Origin of the sequence: Sulfuriferula thiophila, from assembly GCF_003864975.1 — a bacterium.
Classification (GTDB): Bacteria; Pseudomonadota; Gammaproteobacteria; order Burkholderiales; family Sulfuriferulaceae; genus Sulfuriferula; species Sulfuriferula thiophila.
Genome location: NZ_BHGL01000006.1, coordinates 424,099 through 438,068, shown reverse-complemented (window position 1 = coordinate 438,068; position 13,970 = coordinate 424,099). Strand labels below are relative to the sequence as shown.

Sequence of the window (13,970 nt, the reverse complement as noted above, 5' to 3'; positions counted from 1 at the left end):
GATATTCTCCTTCCCATGCAATGGTTAATATCACCGTATATTAATACGTGTTTCAACTCCTAAATTATTTATAGCACATCACAGCAATCTGTCGAGTTGAGGCATTAACGCCAACCGATCAAACCACCCTCACTCAATCGCCGGCATTACGGTATGGGAACTACATGAACGATAAGATTCTCAGTTTGCTTGCACAAATCAATTCTCTCGACGCTGAATTGCGTACTGCCTTACATGAACAGGAAACCCGGGTACTATTTGAAATCAAAGGTAAACATATCCAATTTGAACGCAGCATCAAACAGGCGCACCGCAAGCTCAAACTTGGTTTTTTCCGCTGGCTGGTCACTAACCGTCCGCAGAATCTGATTACTGGCCCCATCATTTACAGCATGATCATTCCACTGTTTCTTACTGATGTATTAATCAGTTTTTATCAGTTTAGCTGTTTCCCTATCTATAAAATTGCCAAAGTACGCCGTGCCGATTTCGTCATCTTCGACCGCAGCCAACTGCAATACCTCAACTTCGTCGAGAAATTCCATTGCACTTATTGCGAATACGCAAATGGCGTGATCGCTTATATCAGGGAAGTCATCGCCAGAACCGAGGAATACTTCTGCCCGATCAAACACGCTCGCAAAGTACTGGGCTCACACTCACGCTACGCTTATTTCCTGGATTATGGTGATGCGGACAACTACGAAGCAAAACTGGAAGCATACCGCGTTGCCCTCGGCAAAGCAGAAAACATAGGAAAACCCCATGACTGAAGCCATTATCAACTGGATAGAAGCGGGTAAGCCCTGCTCGGCTATCTGGCACTCCGAAAACAAAACACCGCCGCCCAAGCGCATCGTCATCACCGATGACACTATGGCGGCAGACACCGCCTACCGCCTGGCCTGTGAAGGCACAGCATTGCTCTGGCGTGGTGATTTTCAGAATGCGCGGCAATTGCTGCAGGCACTGGCGCGACGCGTAGACCGCCCACCACACAAATCCAAAAAACCACCCAGACTAGCCACTACCCCAACCGAGGCATTCAATCTGCATCGGCAGGCACAGTCGCTTCGTGCCCGTGTGCTGGCAATGCTGCTAATACCGCTTGATGCCAATTACACCATCCCGCTACGCCGCGCACCGGATGTACGCGCAGCCTGCACTGAAGCTTATGGCGCTGGCACGGCTGCTTCCGTCGTCTCGCTACGTGAATTGCAGGGTTTGATCGGCGCGCACGAATGGCGCAAAAAAGGCGTAGACATACCCGTAATTGGCGAGCGCATTCATCCGCATTACGGTGTGTACTCACCCGTACGCGGCGAATATATCGAACTGATCGCAACGGCACCGCTGCCTGCGACTGAACTGGCATTCGACATTGGTACCGGCACCGGCGTGCTGGCTGCACTACTGGTTCGCCGCGGGGTTAAGCATGTTGTCGCCACCGATCAGGATCCCCGTGCACTGGCCTGCGCTCGTGACAACATCAAACGACTAGGGTTAAGCAATCAGATCGACATCGTGCAGGCGGATCTCTTCCCCCCCGGCCGTGCTCCACTGGTAGTCTGCAATCCACCCTGGATACCGGCACGGCCCAATGCCGCAATCGAACATGCCATCTACGATCCCGACAGCCGCATGTTACGTGGATTCCTCAGTGGATTAGCTGATCATCTGGAACCCGCCGGTGAAGGCTGGCTGATACTCTCTGATTTTGCGGAGCATCTGGGGCTGCGTACACGAGATGAATTACTCGCGCTGATTGATCAGGCAGGATTAACCGTCCTGGAACGCATGGACATCAAGCCGCACCACCCCAAAGCCAGCGCTGACACTGACCCATTGCACCGCGCACGTGCAGCAGAAATCACCTCATTATGGCGCCTTGCCGTACGTTAGTTTGTTCGGGTGCCTGATATAACATCAGACACCCGTCATCTCCCTGACATGTTCAAATCACCAGTCCAAAACTACCAGATATCTTGGCAACTCGAATTGCTATAATTGCTTCATCCCTGTTTTGTTGCATAAATGCCTGCCAACCATGGCATTACTATGCATTTTCGATACGCTATAAATATTAGAATTAAATAATATAATTATTTAATTCTAATATGCAACAGCCACACAACTAACCTATTCACCACTACCCCAGTTTTCAAGGAGTATATTTTGAAGCATTTCTTATTAGCCACACTCACCTGCATACCCCTCCTGGCGCAAGCCGATGATGTTGCCCAGACCATCACCACCCAAGGCAATAAACAGGGCGCAACCGCTTGCATAGCATGTCATGGTGCAGATGGCGGCGGCACCCCTGCAGCCGGTTTCCCTCGTCTGGCTGGTCTCAACGAAGCCTACATCAAGCACCAGTTACATGATTTTCAATCCGGCAAGCGTAACAATCCACTGATGCAACCGATCGCCAAGGCGCTTTCGGATAGCGAAATACAGGTTATCGCAGCCTATTATGCCGCGCTAGCTATCCCCGCCATTACACCGGCAGGCGGCGATCCGGCATTGTTACGCAAAGGTGAAGCCATCGCCACCAGCGGCGACTGGAACCATGAAATTCCAGCCTGTTTTCAATGCCACGGTGCAAACGGCCAAGGTATAGACCCTAGCTTTCCGGCGATCACAGGCCAGTCTGCGACCTACATTACCAATCAGCTTATGGCATGGAAATCAGGTACCCGTGCCAATGATCCAGTGGGTTTGATGAAATCTGTGGCCAGCAAATTATCGGCAGATCAGATCAAGGCTGTTTCCGCCTTTCTTGCTAATCAACCTTTAACCAATGGAACTCAAAAATGAAAAACACCATCGCAATCTCCATCGCTTTGGCTATGTTCGCCATCTCGGGCATGACGGCTGCCGCCAGCAAAACAGCGGCACCCGTTCCGGCTACCGCACCTGTATTTACGCCACCCAGCGAAGACAGTATTCCCAACGATGAGTTTGGAAAGATCGTTCGTCAAGGGAAAAACATTTTTGAAGATACCCAGCATTACGCCAAGCAATATGTCGGCAACGGCATGAACTGCGTGAACTGCCACCTTGCAGCTGGCCGCAAACCGGATTCCTCGCCATTATGGGGTGCCTATGTGCGCTATCCGGCTTACCGCGCCAAGAACAACAAGGTAAACACCTACGAAGAGCGCATACAAGGCTGCTTCAAATTCAGCATGAACGGTAAAGCACCTGCGGCGGATAGCCCGGAGATGGTGGCATTGGTAACTTATTCGTACTGGCTGGCAACCGGTGCACCGGTTGGCGCGAAATTAAAGGGCGCAGGCTACCCGGAAGTAGCAAAACCGGCTACCACCCCTGATGCGATTCGTGGTAAAACCGTGTATACGGAAAGCTGCCAGATATGCCATGGCGCTAATGGCGAAGGCAAGAAAGTTGACGGCAAATCGGTATTCCCGCCATTGTGGGGATCTGAGGCTTTCAACTGGGGGGCAGGCATGCACCGCATCAATACGGCTGCTTCCTTCATCAAAGCCAATATGCCGCTCTCCAAGGGCTATTCGCTTACTGACCAGCAGGCCTGGGACGTCGCTACTTATGTCATGTCCCATGAACGCCCACAAGATCCACGGTTCAAGGGTGACATAGCGCAGACTAAAAAGGATTATCACGACGAGAATTGCAAATATGGCGAAACCGTTGATGGCAAGGTACTCGGCGCACCTCACTAAATAGCACCAACGCAGCAAATCGCCCCGTGCAATCGGCATTCCGATCAAATTGCACGGGGCGTTTCATTTAAGCACTGAAAAAACTTTATCCTAACAATGCTACCGATTTGATCTGCGCCCATACTGCCCGGCCCGGATGCAGATCAAGCGCTGCGGCTGAACGCCGGGTGAGCCGTGCCAGTAATGGCGCACCACCAGCATCGAGGCGCACCAGCGTTAATGCCGGATGCTGGTCATCACCAAGCTCGGTGACCACAGCGGGCAATATATTGAGAATGCTGCCATCGGTATGCGGCGTCAAGGTCAGACTGACATCACGCGCCAGAATACGCACACGCAATGACTGATTAAGCGTTGCGCCGTTATCGCGTACCCACAAATTGCCGCCCACAAACCCCACCTGGCATAAATGCCATTGCCTGTCGAATCCGCTCACCGAACCCGCCAGCACCACGCCGGCGTCATCATGCTGACTTAACGGCAGATCAAGCCGCGCCAGCGTTTCTGAAAGCGCCCCGCTGGCGAGTACCTGCCCATGATCCAGCAACACCAGATGATCAGCCAGACGCGCCACTTCATCCGGCGCATGACTCACATAGAGCAACGGGATATCCAGCTCATCATGCAATCGTTCCAGATAAGGCAATATCTCACCCTTGAGTTTTAAGTCGAGCGCGGCTAAAGGCTCATCCATCAACAATAATTGCGGGCTCACTGCCAGCGCCCGCGCAATACCCACCCGCTGACGTTCGCCGCCAGATAAGGCGTCAGGCATGCGCGACAGCAAATGCCCTATGCCTAGCAGCGCAATAGCCTGATCCAACGACACGCATCTCTGCTGTTGCGGCACCCGTTGCTGCCCAAACTCCAGATTCTGGCGTATATTCAAATGCGCAAACAGACTGGCTTCCTGAAACACATACCCTATCGGGCGCTGATATGTCGGCATGAAAATGCCCCGCGCGTCGTCCTGCCAGACACTGCCATTCACCGCCAGATAACCCCCCGCCACGCGTTCCAGCCCAGCTATTGCCCTTAACACTGTGGTTTTACCGGAACCGGAATGGCCGAATAACGCAGTCACCCCTTTGCCCGGTAAATCCAGATCGACATCCAGCGCAAAGCCAGAGCGCTCAAAGTGGAAGCGCGCGCGTATACCGGATTCTGGATTCGTCATCATTTCGGCCTGCCTGACGCATTAAATCGATACAACAGCAGCAATACCGCAAATGAAAACAGCACCATGATCGCTGCCAACGTATGCGCCTCGGTATATTCCAGCGCCTCCACATGATCATAGATCTGCACCGAGACCACCCGCGTTTTATCCGGGATATTGCCACCTATCATGAGCACCACGCCGAATTCACCAACAGTATGGGCAAAGCCAAGTATGGTCGCGGTCAGAAAACCCGGTTTGGCCAAGGGCAGCACCACACTGAAAAACGTATCCCGCGGCGAAGCACGCAATGTCGCCGCCACTTCGAGCGGACGCTCGCCGATCGCTTCAAAGGCATTCTGTATCGGCTGCACCACAAAGGGTAAAGAATAGAAGGTGGACGCCAGCACCAGGCCGGCAAACGTAAACGGCAGCATCCCTAGCCCCAATGACTGGGTAAAATGGCCGATAGGACCATTCGGCCCCATTGCCAGCAACAGATAAAAACCAATTACCGAGGGCGGCAGCACAATGGGCAGCGCCACTAAGGCACCCACTGGCCCCTTAGTCCACGATCGCGTCCGCGCCAGCCACCAGGCGATAGGCGTACCGACCAGCAACAGCAGCACCGTCGTCACCGTCGCCAATCTGAGGGTTAGCCAGATAGCACCAAGATCAGTTGCATCAAGCATCAATTGCGTAATTTTCCGAAATTACAAATCATAACCATACGCCTTGATGACTGCCTTGGCTTTATCGCTTTTCAGATATTTCAGCAAAGCCGCCGCGGCAGGATTGTCTTTGCCGTTGATCAGCAGCAGAGCATCCTGACGAATCGGGCTATGCATTGTGGACGGGATAATCCAGCCCGAGCCACTCTTGAGCTTGCCATCCTCATACACCTGCGACAACGCGACAAATCCCAGTTCAGCATTACCCGTACTTACGAATTGATAGGTCTGTGCGATATTCTCACCCTGTACGAATTTGGGCGTTAACATACTCACCAGCCCTAGCTTGGTCATCACCTCAACAGCCGCTGCACCATAGGGTGCCAACTTGGGATTGGCCAGCGCAATATGCTCGAAACTGTTTGTTTTCAGCACCGCCCCCTTGTCATCCACCACACCAGGCTTGGCCGACCATAGCACCAGCTTACCAATCGCGTAAGTGAAGCGGCTACCCGTAACGCCCAATTTCTCCTGCTCCATGCGGGCTGGTGTTTCATCATCCGCAGCGAGCAGCATATCAAACGGCGCACCATTCCTGATCTGCGCATAAAACTTACCAGTTGCTCCGAAGGAGAGCGCCACCTTATGGCCGCTAGTCTTTTCGAAGTCAGTGGCAATGATTTTCATCGGCGCAGTGAAATTAGAGGCAACAGCAACTTGCACCTCTGCTGCACTTGCTTCCCCGGTGACCATACCAGCGCTCAAAAATATGCAGGCACAAAATCTCACAGATATACGCTTCATGAATAGCCCCTTGTAAAACCCAGCCGAAGTAAATTAGTTTATTATAACAACCTAATGCAGGTGGCATATTACCCTGTGCGTCTGCCTCAACGTAGCTATCATAATGCAAACGAAAACCGACTGCGCACAATCAACAGCCATGCCTGCATTTTCAGGAGACTCAGACAACGAATCTATCGTCACGGCGATATGTGCTCTGGCGCAAGGATTGAATCTTAATCTGATTGCAGAGGGTGTTGAGGAAACCAATCAATATCGTTTACTGCAAACGCTCAATTGCAATGAAGCTCAGGGTTATTTGTTCAGTAAACCTATATCCAGTCAGGACATTACCGAACTATTGATTAAAGATGCGCCGCTAGGGCAGCTACATACCACACCACAGCACTGTTTCGATATGTAGCAATACGCCGCCCGCTTTCTAACGGGACGTCAGTAACCCATCAAAACCAGCCACACAGGCATCCCAGCCTGGCTGGCACTTGCAAAATACAAACAAACCGCTATCTATTTATCTCAACCGCAGTTTTTGATAATGCCGTCGAAAATAGCGTCACGGTATTACCGCCGCTTTTTTTGGCATAGTACATGGCAGTGTCAGCATGCTTAAGCAGGCTACTCTCATCACTGCCGTGTTCAGGACAAATAGCAATTCCGATACTGGATGAGATGTGTAAGCTGCCACCCATCAACTCAAATGGCTGATTAAGCACAGAACGGATTTTTTCCGCCACCCGCATTACATCCTGCTCTGCCTCAATATTCGGCAGCAATACAATAAATTCATCGCCACCAATACGCGAAACGGTATCTGATTCACGTATGCAGTCCTGCATGCGTTTTGCAGCTTCCATCAGCAACAAATCGCCCACAGCATGACCACGGGTATCATTAATGCTCTTGAATTCATCCAGGTCAATAAAAATCAGGGCCATGCGCACATTGTCGCGTCTGGCGGCAGCAAGCGAACGTTGCAAGCGATCACGAAGCAGATTGCGGTTCGGCAACTCCGTCAATGTATCATGCGTAGCGAGCTTGGTTAATGCCTCGTTAGCGAAGCGCAATTCCTGCGTACGCTGCTCGATTTTATGTTCGAGCGTAGCGTTAATCTCATTGATCTGCTGAATTTTCTGGTTAACCGCATCATCCATGGCAATAAAGCTCTGGGTGAGATCACCCAGCTCATCACGCCGACTCTTGTTTTTTTCCAGTCGACTAAGCAGCTCATGCAACGTATCTGGTTGCTTACCACTGGCAATACCGAGAAAAACCCGACTTAGTGCCGTGAGTGGGTAAGAGATGGATGACGCGAAATACCAGGCGAACGGAAAAATGAATAGCAGGCTGGCTACGGCTATCAACCCCAATATCCGTACCATCTCCCACGTATTTTTTCGGACAATTTCCTTCGAATACAATTCGGCGATAGTGCCTACTAATCGCTTACCGTTATACAGAGGAATTAGACCCTGATAATAATGTTGACCTTCAATTTTTATCTCATTAAGCCCCATCCTGCCGACAGGCGTATCCGTAACAACTTGCTGCACGCCACTCCAGTCAGGCTTTTGATAAGCTGCCACATCCCCACTGCTAAGGCCTTGCCTGGTAAAGACATTGATCTTTATATCGGTCAGTTTGGACAGATAGTCAACAAAGGTTTGATCAAGCAACTGCACACCAACAACCAGACCAAGCTGTCGTGCGACCTGCTTTCCGGTGAGCGGATCAAACGCGTTACCGATAATGGGAACATAACTTTCAATAGCCAGCAAACCATCCACAACAGCATAGTGCACGCCTTCCTGTCGCGGCAGCGATTGCCCGAACGTTAAGTCGACCCCGGTGATGGCATTGGTTGTATGCAGTTTTGGGCGACTTAACTCCTCATTTTCTTTTAGCAGAGCGACCCAAAAAGAAGGAACAGACCCATTATCCACAAAGCCGACACGCCCGCTGCCACCGCCCAACTGAGCAAATGACACCAGCCTACCTGCAGAATCATAGATAGTTATTCTGGAAAGCATAGCTACCCTGGCGATTTTGTAAGTATCGTTTACCAGTTGCTGGTAACTATTAAACATGGTTTCGTGATCAAATTCCAAACGCGAATATTGGGTCAGGTACCAAATAGTTGATCCGAGGTTTTTTTGCATGGCCAACTGGCGTGATGCAGTCAGCACATTAGTTTTGCGATCATCCAGACTATCGTTGATAACGACTGAGGATTTACTTAACAGCGCATGGGATTGATCCTGATACTGCTGACTGATGACCCAGGAAACGGCGAGCATGGAAGCAAGCGCCACCACGATACTGATAGCAACCGCACCGAGCAGAATCTTGTCTCTGAGCCGCATCATTTTCATGTTTGCGCTGCCTTTACTGGGATGGTGAGCGCTGCACTGATTCAGCAGGCACCGGCATTACTACGCGATCATCACGAAGATTCACACTACCCGATGAGTCAGCACTGCGCAAGCATTACTTAAGCGTTTCCGGGGAATATGACAGGACAGGCACATAGTCCTTGGGGGCTATAGACGTGTCGAACTTATAAGTTGCATAGTTGCGCTTGTCAACCAGACCCAATTTAATCAGTATGGTATTCGGCGTTGCCTTGGTTCTTCCTTCCAGAAAATTCACTACTGTATCAACGCTTACCCGTGCCTGGCTGACAGCTTTCGTATCCGCAGCGGCAACGATTTCACCCTTTTGGATAAAATTGGCAATATCTCCGGTCAGATCATAGGCAACCACCCTGACCTTCCCTTCCAGCCCTGCCTCTTTTATTGGCAAGATTGCAGCAGGTGCGCAACCGCTACAACCCAGAATGTAATCAAGATGATTACCGTGTTTGGCAAGTAACTGCGCCGCTAATTGTGTCTGTCCGATCAGGTCACTATCGCCATATGTAATATCAACAATATTCACATTGATTGCCGCTTTACGCGCCGCTTCACGGGTACCCTCTACCTCACCAACAACCCAACCAGCACCTGCAGGGCCAGGTAACAATGCAATATTGATAGACTTCAAGCCGCGCCGTTGTGCATCGCGAATAACCCATTGCGTAGCATCAATACCCATGTGTATCAACGAGGTGGTCACTTTGACCGCCAAATCATCGCTGGTACTGTCATTCGCCAGCTCAAACACAGGTATACCCAATGAGCGCGCTTTGGCAATGGAAGCGTTGTTGGCGGTGTGACTGATCGGGGAAATAACAATGGCATCATATTTTGCAGCAATCGCCTCATCCATCTTGCGCAATTGCCCAACCAGATCGGTGTAACCGTCTGCGGGGAGAATATCCACTGCGACGCCTAACCGCTTGGCTTCACTAATGACCCCATAACTACAACCAACCCAATACGGATCCTTCATATGCGGAAACAGGAATGCGATGCGCCAGGGCTTACTGGCATGCGCTGCCATGACGTAGCTGTCGTTAACTACGCGGCCACTGGCCAAGGCATCATCCGCTGATCCATTCGGTTTAACCGGAGGGTAAATTGAATAGACGGGGATGGGTTCGAACGAACCAGCGGAAGCAGATCCAACAGCAGTGCAAACCAAAACAAGACATGACAAAATTTGTCGGCAACAAACGCTAATCGAAACCATATTTTGCATGCTATCCCCGATTCAAGATGAAATCACCGAAACATGCTTTATTTCATACCACTGTCCCCATAATACGCGAATTTTGTGCATGAGCAACGCAACCATTCATGCACCTTGCATCCAGTACGTTCGCTCGCACTACAACAAGTTCGGCGCCTGGAAGTCAGTCACCTGTTTTAGCAACGATTACCTCGCCGTCTTCCTTGGAAATTGGCCCCAGTTGCGGCAAGGTCAATAACTCCAGCACTACTTCAGAAGGCCGGCACAACCGGGTTCCAAGCGGCGTAACTACGATGGGCCGGTTAATCAGGATAGGGTGTGCCAGCATAAAATCGATCAATTCATCATCATTCCATTTGGTGTCGTCCAGATTCAGCTCATCGTAGGGTGTCCCTTTGCGCCGCAACAGATCGCGCACTGGCATCCCCATAGCCTTGATGAGCACCTCAAGTTTATCCCGGCTGGGCGGTGTTTCCAGATAAGCAATGACATTGGGCTCTTCGCCAGTATTACGGATGATGGCAAGCACGTTACGCGAGGTACCACAGGCTGGATTGTGGTAGATGGTGATGTCTGACATGATTTTTCCAAGTGATATATCAAAGACCTGAATACTAAACATAGTTCACACATAATTCAATATGCGCCTTGACATATATTCACCAATACATATATATTGAACGCATGCTTGATATAGACACTCTATTTGCAACACTTGCCGATGCAACACGCCGTCAGATCCTGGCTCAGCTATTGCACAGTGGCGAATCATGCGTTTGCCACCTGTATGGCACGCTGGATATATCGCAACCCAAGGTATCACGGCACCTGGCGGTATTACGCGAGGCTGGACTGGTTAGCTCGCAACGTAGAGGAACCTGGATACACTACAGCATCAACCCGGATCTACCGTGCTGGGCGCAAATAATTTTGGCGCAGATGTCAGTAGGACTGACGCTGGACGCTTCAGCCAGCCCAATCAACAGCACGTGCTGCGCTGCAAAATGAGCATTTTATTCGGCAAAACATATATTTCAGGAGCACTGGCGTGGATACTTTAGATCAACACACTGACAATAGCAGTTCAACCGCTAAATGGTTGGCAGGTGTTGTGCTCGGCCTGGCAATCTGGATTTGGACATACAGCCAGTTGCAAGGCGCTGCCGATTACGCCATGTCCTTCACGGGTATAGCGACTGAATCGCATCTGGGGCAGGCGCTCAACTTTTTTCTGTTTGAAACACCCAAAGTTTTGCTGCTGCTGACCCTCATTGTGTTTGTGATGGGTGTCATTCAAACGTTCGTCGCACCTGAACGCACACGCCAATTACTCGCTGGCAAACGCCTGGGTATAGGCAACATCATGGCCGCCAGCCTGGGTATTGTCACACCGTTTTGTTCCTGCTCGGCCGTACCGCTGTTTATCGGTTTTTTGCAGGCTGGCGTACCACTCGGCGTAACATTCTCATTCCTGATCTCGGCACCGATGGTCAACGAAGTCGCGCTAGGCTTGTTGTTCGGCTTATTTGGCTGGAAGATTGCATTGCTGTATATGGGCTTAGGCCTTACCGTCGCCATCACCGCCGGATTGATCATCGGCAAGCTCAATATGGAAAACCATCTGGAAGACTGGGTGCAAGCCATACAGGCCAGAGGCGGTGCCGTTATCGCCAATCTGGATCACCCGCAAACCTGGCCGGAACGATTCCAGGCAGGCATGCATCATGTCAAAGACATCGTCGGTAAAGTCTGGCCATATATCGTGCTTGGCGTGGCAGTCGGCGCCGGTATCCATGGTTATGTGCCACAAAACTTCATGGCGAGTATCATGGGCAAAGATGCCTGGTGGTCTGTGCCTGCGGCAGTACTGATCGGCGTGCCGATGTACTCCAATGCTGCCGGCATTATCCCGGTAGTACAGGCTTTGCTCGGCAAGGGTGCCGCTTTGGGCACAGTGCTGGCATTCATGATGAGCGTCACCGCCCTGTCATTTCCGGAGATGATCATCCTGCGCAAAGTGCTCAAACCAGCATTGATCGCAACTTTTGTAGGCGTGGTGTCAACAGGCATTTTGCTTGTCGGCTATGTGTTTAACGCAGTGCTTTAACTAACTTTATCAAATAGGAGATTCACAATGAAAGGCAATCGCATGATGCGCATGATGTCTGTAATGGTAATGATTTCACTGGCTGCAACGCACTTCTCTGGTCAGTTCGACTTGCTACACCCCAGCTTCTTATGGATAGCCGCGTTTGCCAGCATCATGGCATTTCAAGCCACTTTTACCGGGTTTTGTCCTGCTGGCATCATCATGGGCAATGGCAAAAAAGCCGCCTGCTGCAGTAAATAAGGAAAGGAACGCAAAATGGCTCAAGCAATCCTGCACCCCTCTATCGTGTCCCTGGTATCGTTAGCTGCTAATATTGCTGCCAATCATCCCAGACAAGGTCTCTGCCAACTCGACAAACTCGAGCAGTTCGGCGTTACCAAGGAACAAATCGACCTGGTAGTAGAAATCGCCCGCCATATCCGCGATGAAGCCGGACAAAAACTCGATGCACGTTTTGATGAAGCGCTTACCGCCAAAATGGAGAGCGCCTCAACGCATGCAAAACCGCTGAATATCCCGGTAGCCGAAGCATGCTGCACTCCTACTCCAGGCGGCAAATCCTGCTGCTAGAATAGGCATAAAGGCTGGCAGTGTTCGGACATACTATCTCGCCCACTGCCATCAATTACCCAAAGGAACCGTCATGAAAAACATCAAAGTACTTGGCACGGGCTGCACAAACTGCAAAACCACCCTCAAACTCATCGATGAAGCCGCCCAGGCAAAGGGTGTTGAGATACAATTGGAAAAAGTCGAATCCATCGCCGACATTCTGGGCTACGGCGTAATGTCCACCCCGGGCGTAGTAATCGATGGCATAGTGGTTCACGCCGGCGGCGTACCGGATCGCAAAAAAATTGATAGCTGGCTAACCTGATATTAGTAACTGGAAAACAACCTGATGAGCGCAAAGCACGACCACCATGAACACCACTCCAATGATCATGAACATCATCATGGACACGCTCATCACCACGATCACAGCAATGTCGATACCACCAGCCGCGCATTTGCAGTAGGCATCGCGCTTAACCTGACCTTTGTCATCATCGAAATCGGCTTTGGCATTTACGCCGATTCCTTATCTTTGCTGGCGGATGCAGGGCATAACTTCAGCGATGTGATCGGCCTGATTGCCGCCTGGGGGGCCATGGTCCTGGCACGCCGCCTGCCTTCACCGCGATTTACCTATGGGCTGCGCAGCACCACCATCCTTGCGGCACTCGCGAACGCCATGCTGCTGCTTATTGCAGTCGGCGGTATCTCCTGGGAAGCCATCCGCCGTTTTACCGAACCGATGGCAGTGAACGAACCCATCATGGTCTGGGTCGCATTAGTCGGGGTAGTCGTCAATGTGGCAACAGCACTCATGCTGATGAAAGGCCATAAAGACGACCTTAATCTGCGCGGTGCATTTTTGCACATGGTAGCCGATGCCGCCGTATCGGTCGGCGTTGCACTGGCTGGCCTGGGCATGATGTTTACTGGCTGGCTGTGGCTGGATCCGGCTATCAGCCTGCTCATTGCTGCAGTGATATTTATCGGCACCTGGGGTCTGTTCAAACAATCCCTCAAGCTGGCACTGCATGCTGTGCCAGATGCCATAGATCCCGCCCGCATTGAGACATACCTGCGTAGCCTACCGCAAGTGAGTGAAGTACATGACCTGCACATCTGGGGCATGAGTACCACTGAGAACGCCCTCACCGTCCACCTCGTTACGCCAGACGGCCATCCAGGCGATGCGTTTCTGGACGAGATTGCAGAAGAACTTGAGCACCACTTTCAGATTAGTCACGCCACGTTCCAGATTGAACTGGGTGACCATGAGATTATGTGCCGGCTTGCACCGGCTGAGGTGGTTTAAATTTAGCACCTGAGCGCAGGCTTAGTAA

The 13,970-nt window shown here is 51.2% G+C and carries 17 protein-coding genes; 11 read left to right on the top strand and 6 right to left on the bottom strand.

The window, feature by feature from the left end; all coding sequences use genetic code 11:
• Positions 1-164 precede the first annotated feature (164 nt).
• The 4 genes from EJE49_RS04580 (at position 165) to EJE49_RS04565 (ending at position 3,704) form a co-directional block, all read left to right on the top strand.
• The gene (locus EJE49_RS04580) at positions 165-773 is read left to right on the top strand and encodes a hypothetical protein (protein ID WP_124949194.1); all 609 of its coding nucleotides are present in this window, start codon (positions 165-167) and stop codon (positions 771-773) included.
• Complete coding sequence (locus EJE49_RS04575) at positions 766-1,902, top strand: methyltransferase (protein ID WP_124949193.1); 1,137 nt, start codon at positions 766-768, stop codon at positions 1,900-1,902. The genes EJE49_RS04580 and EJE49_RS04575 overlap by 8 nt, the downstream gene beginning before the upstream one ends.
• Before the next feature lie 273 nt (positions 1,903-2,175).
• Positions 2,176-2,817, top strand: coding sequence for a c-type cytochrome (locus EJE49_RS04570; RefSeq protein ID WP_124949192.1), 642 nt, complete (start codon positions 2,176-2,178; stop codon positions 2,815-2,817).
• Positions 2,814-3,704: a c-type cytochrome gene (locus tag EJE49_RS04565; RefSeq protein ID WP_124949191.1), complete on the top strand. Its 891-nt coding sequence runs from the start codon at positions 2,814-2,816 to the stop codon at positions 3,702-3,704. Before EJE49_RS04570 ends, EJE49_RS04565 begins: the two co-directional genes overlap by 4 nt.
• An 85-nt stretch (positions 3,705-3,789) precedes the next feature.
• Here the strand turns inward: EJE49_RS04565 and modC are convergent, their stop codons facing one another.
• From modC to modA, 3 genes are read right to left on the bottom strand one after another with little or no spacing between them, the layout of a single operon-like run.
• Complete coding sequence (modC, locus tag EJE49_RS04560) at positions 3,790-4,884, bottom strand: molybdenum ABC transporter ATP-binding protein (protein WP_223246752.1); 1,095 nt, start codon at positions 4,882-4,884, stop codon at positions 3,790-3,792.
• Complete coding sequence (modB, locus tag EJE49_RS04555; RefSeq protein ID WP_124949190.1) at positions 4,881-5,555, bottom strand: molybdate ABC transporter permease subunit; 675 nt, start codon at positions 5,553-5,555, stop codon at positions 4,881-4,883. The genes modC and modB overlap by 4 nt, the downstream gene beginning before the upstream one ends.
• A 21-nt stretch (positions 5,556-5,576) precedes the next feature.
• Complete coding sequence (modA, locus tag EJE49_RS04550; protein WP_124949189.1) at positions 5,577-6,338, bottom strand: molybdate ABC transporter substrate-binding protein; 762 nt, start codon at positions 6,336-6,338, stop codon at positions 5,577-5,579.
• 103 nt (positions 6,339-6,441) lie between these two features.
• Here modA and EJE49_RS04545 point away from each other — a divergent pair, with 103 nt between their 5' ends.
• The gene (locus tag EJE49_RS04545; protein WP_124949188.1) at positions 6,442-6,741 is read left to right on the top strand and encodes an EAL domain-containing protein; all 300 of its coding nucleotides are present in this window, start codon (positions 6,442-6,444) and stop codon (positions 6,739-6,741) included.
• A 100-nt stretch (positions 6,742-6,841) separates the two neighbouring features.
• Here the strand turns inward: EJE49_RS04545 and EJE49_RS14185 are convergent, their stop codons facing one another.
• The 3 genes from EJE49_RS14185 to arsC all read right to left on the bottom strand — a co-directional run bounded on the left by EJE49_RS14185 (position 6,842) and on the right by arsC (position 10,545).
• Positions 6,842-8,707 (bottom strand): diguanylate cyclase domain-containing protein, encoded by a 1,866-nt coding sequence (locus EJE49_RS14185; RefSeq protein WP_124949187.1) that lies wholly within the window; start codon positions 8,705-8,707, stop codon positions 6,842-6,844.
• 115 nt (positions 8,708-8,822) lie between these two features.
• The gene (gene torT / locus EJE49_RS04535) at positions 8,823-9,812 is read right to left on the bottom strand and encodes a TMAO reductase system periplasmic protein TorT (protein ID WP_223246751.1); all 990 of its coding nucleotides are present in this window, start codon (positions 9,810-9,812) and stop codon (positions 8,823-8,825) included.
• Positions 9,813-10,128: 316 nt separating this feature from the next.
• On the bottom strand, positions 10,129-10,545 hold the full coding sequence (gene arsC, locus EJE49_RS04530; protein ID WP_124949185.1) for an arsenate reductase (glutaredoxin): 417 nt from the start codon (positions 10,543-10,545) through the stop codon (positions 10,129-10,131).
• A 104-nt stretch (positions 10,546-10,649) separates the two neighbouring features.
• Between arsC and EJE49_RS04525 the strand changes: the two genes are divergently transcribed.
• From EJE49_RS04525 to EJE49_RS04500, 6 genes are all read left to right on the top strand, one after another.
• Positions 10,650-10,973, top strand: a complete 324-nt coding sequence (locus tag EJE49_RS04525; RefSeq protein WP_124949184.1) for an ArsR/SmtB family transcription factor — start codon at positions 10,650-10,652, stop codon at positions 10,971-10,973.
• Positions 10,974-11,013: 40 nt separating this feature from the next.
• Positions 11,014-12,072 (top strand): permease, encoded by a 1,059-nt coding sequence (locus EJE49_RS04520; RefSeq protein WP_223246750.1) that lies wholly within the window; start codon positions 11,014-11,016, stop codon positions 12,070-12,072.
• 27 nt (positions 12,073-12,099) lie between these two features.
• Positions 12,100-12,315 (top strand): YgaP-like transmembrane domain, encoded by a 216-nt coding sequence (locus EJE49_RS04515; protein ID WP_124949183.1) that lies wholly within the window; start codon positions 12,100-12,102, stop codon positions 12,313-12,315.
• A gap of 15 nt (positions 12,316-12,330) precedes the next feature.
• Positions 12,331-12,645, top strand: a complete 315-nt coding sequence (locus tag EJE49_RS04510; protein WP_124949182.1) for a hypothetical protein — start codon at positions 12,331-12,333, stop codon at positions 12,643-12,645.
• 73 nt (positions 12,646-12,718) lie between these two features.
• On the top strand, positions 12,719-12,952 hold the full coding sequence (locus EJE49_RS04505; RefSeq protein ID WP_124949181.1) for a thioredoxin family protein: 234 nt from the start codon (positions 12,719-12,721) through the stop codon (positions 12,950-12,952).
• Positions 12,953-12,976: 24 nt separating this feature from the next.
• On the top strand, positions 12,977-13,942 hold the full coding sequence (locus EJE49_RS04500; RefSeq protein ID WP_124949180.1) for a cation diffusion facilitator family transporter: 966 nt from the start codon (positions 12,977-12,979) through the stop codon (positions 13,940-13,942).
• Positions 13,943-13,970: the final 28 nt, after the last annotated feature.

Coding starts and splice junctions, on each gene's coding strand:
- EJE49_RS04580 (WP_124949194.1), top strand. CDS start 165: ATGAACGATAAGATTCTCAGTTTGCTTGCACAAATCAATTCTCTCGAC.
- EJE49_RS04575 (WP_124949193.1), top strand. CDS start 766: ATGACTGAAGCCATTATCAACTGGATAGAAGCGGGTAAGCCCTGCTCG.
- EJE49_RS04565 (WP_124949191.1), top strand. CDS start 2,814: ATGAAAAACACCATCGCAATCTCCATCGCTTTGGCTATGTTCGCCATC.
- modC (WP_223246752.1), bottom strand. CDS start 4,884: ATGATGACGAATCCAGAATCCGGTATACGCGCGCGCTTCCACTTTGAG.
- modB (WP_124949190.1), bottom strand. CDS start 5,555: ATGCTTGATGCAACTGATCTTGGTGCTATCTGGCTAACCCTCAGATTG.
- modA (WP_124949189.1), bottom strand. CDS start 6,338: ATGAAGCGTATATCTGTGAGATTTTGTGCCTGCATATTTTTGAGCGCT.
- EJE49_RS04545 (WP_124949188.1), top strand. CDS start 6,442: ATGCAAACGAAAACCGACTGCGCACAATCAACAGCCATGCCTGCATTT.
- EJE49_RS14185 (WP_124949187.1), bottom strand. CDS start 8,707: ATGAAAATGATGCGGCTCAGAGACAAGATTCTGCTCGGTGCGGTTGCT.
- arsC (WP_124949185.1), bottom strand. CDS start 10,545: ATGTCAGACATCACCATCTACCACAATCCAGCCTGTGGTACCTCGCGT.
- EJE49_RS04525 (WP_124949184.1), top strand. CDS start 10,650: ATGCTTGATATAGACACTCTATTTGCAACACTTGCCGATGCAACACGC.
- EJE49_RS04515 (WP_124949183.1), top strand. CDS start 12,100: ATGAAAGGCAATCGCATGATGCGCATGATGTCTGTAATGGTAATGATT.
- EJE49_RS04510 (WP_124949182.1), top strand. CDS start 12,331: ATGGCTCAAGCAATCCTGCACCCCTCTATCGTGTCCCTGGTATCGTTA.
- EJE49_RS04505 (WP_124949181.1), top strand. CDS start 12,719: ATGAAAAACATCAAAGTACTTGGCACGGGCTGCACAAACTGCAAAACC.
- EJE49_RS04500 (WP_124949180.1), top strand. CDS start 12,977: ATGAGCGCAAAGCACGACCACCATGAACACCACTCCAATGATCATGAA.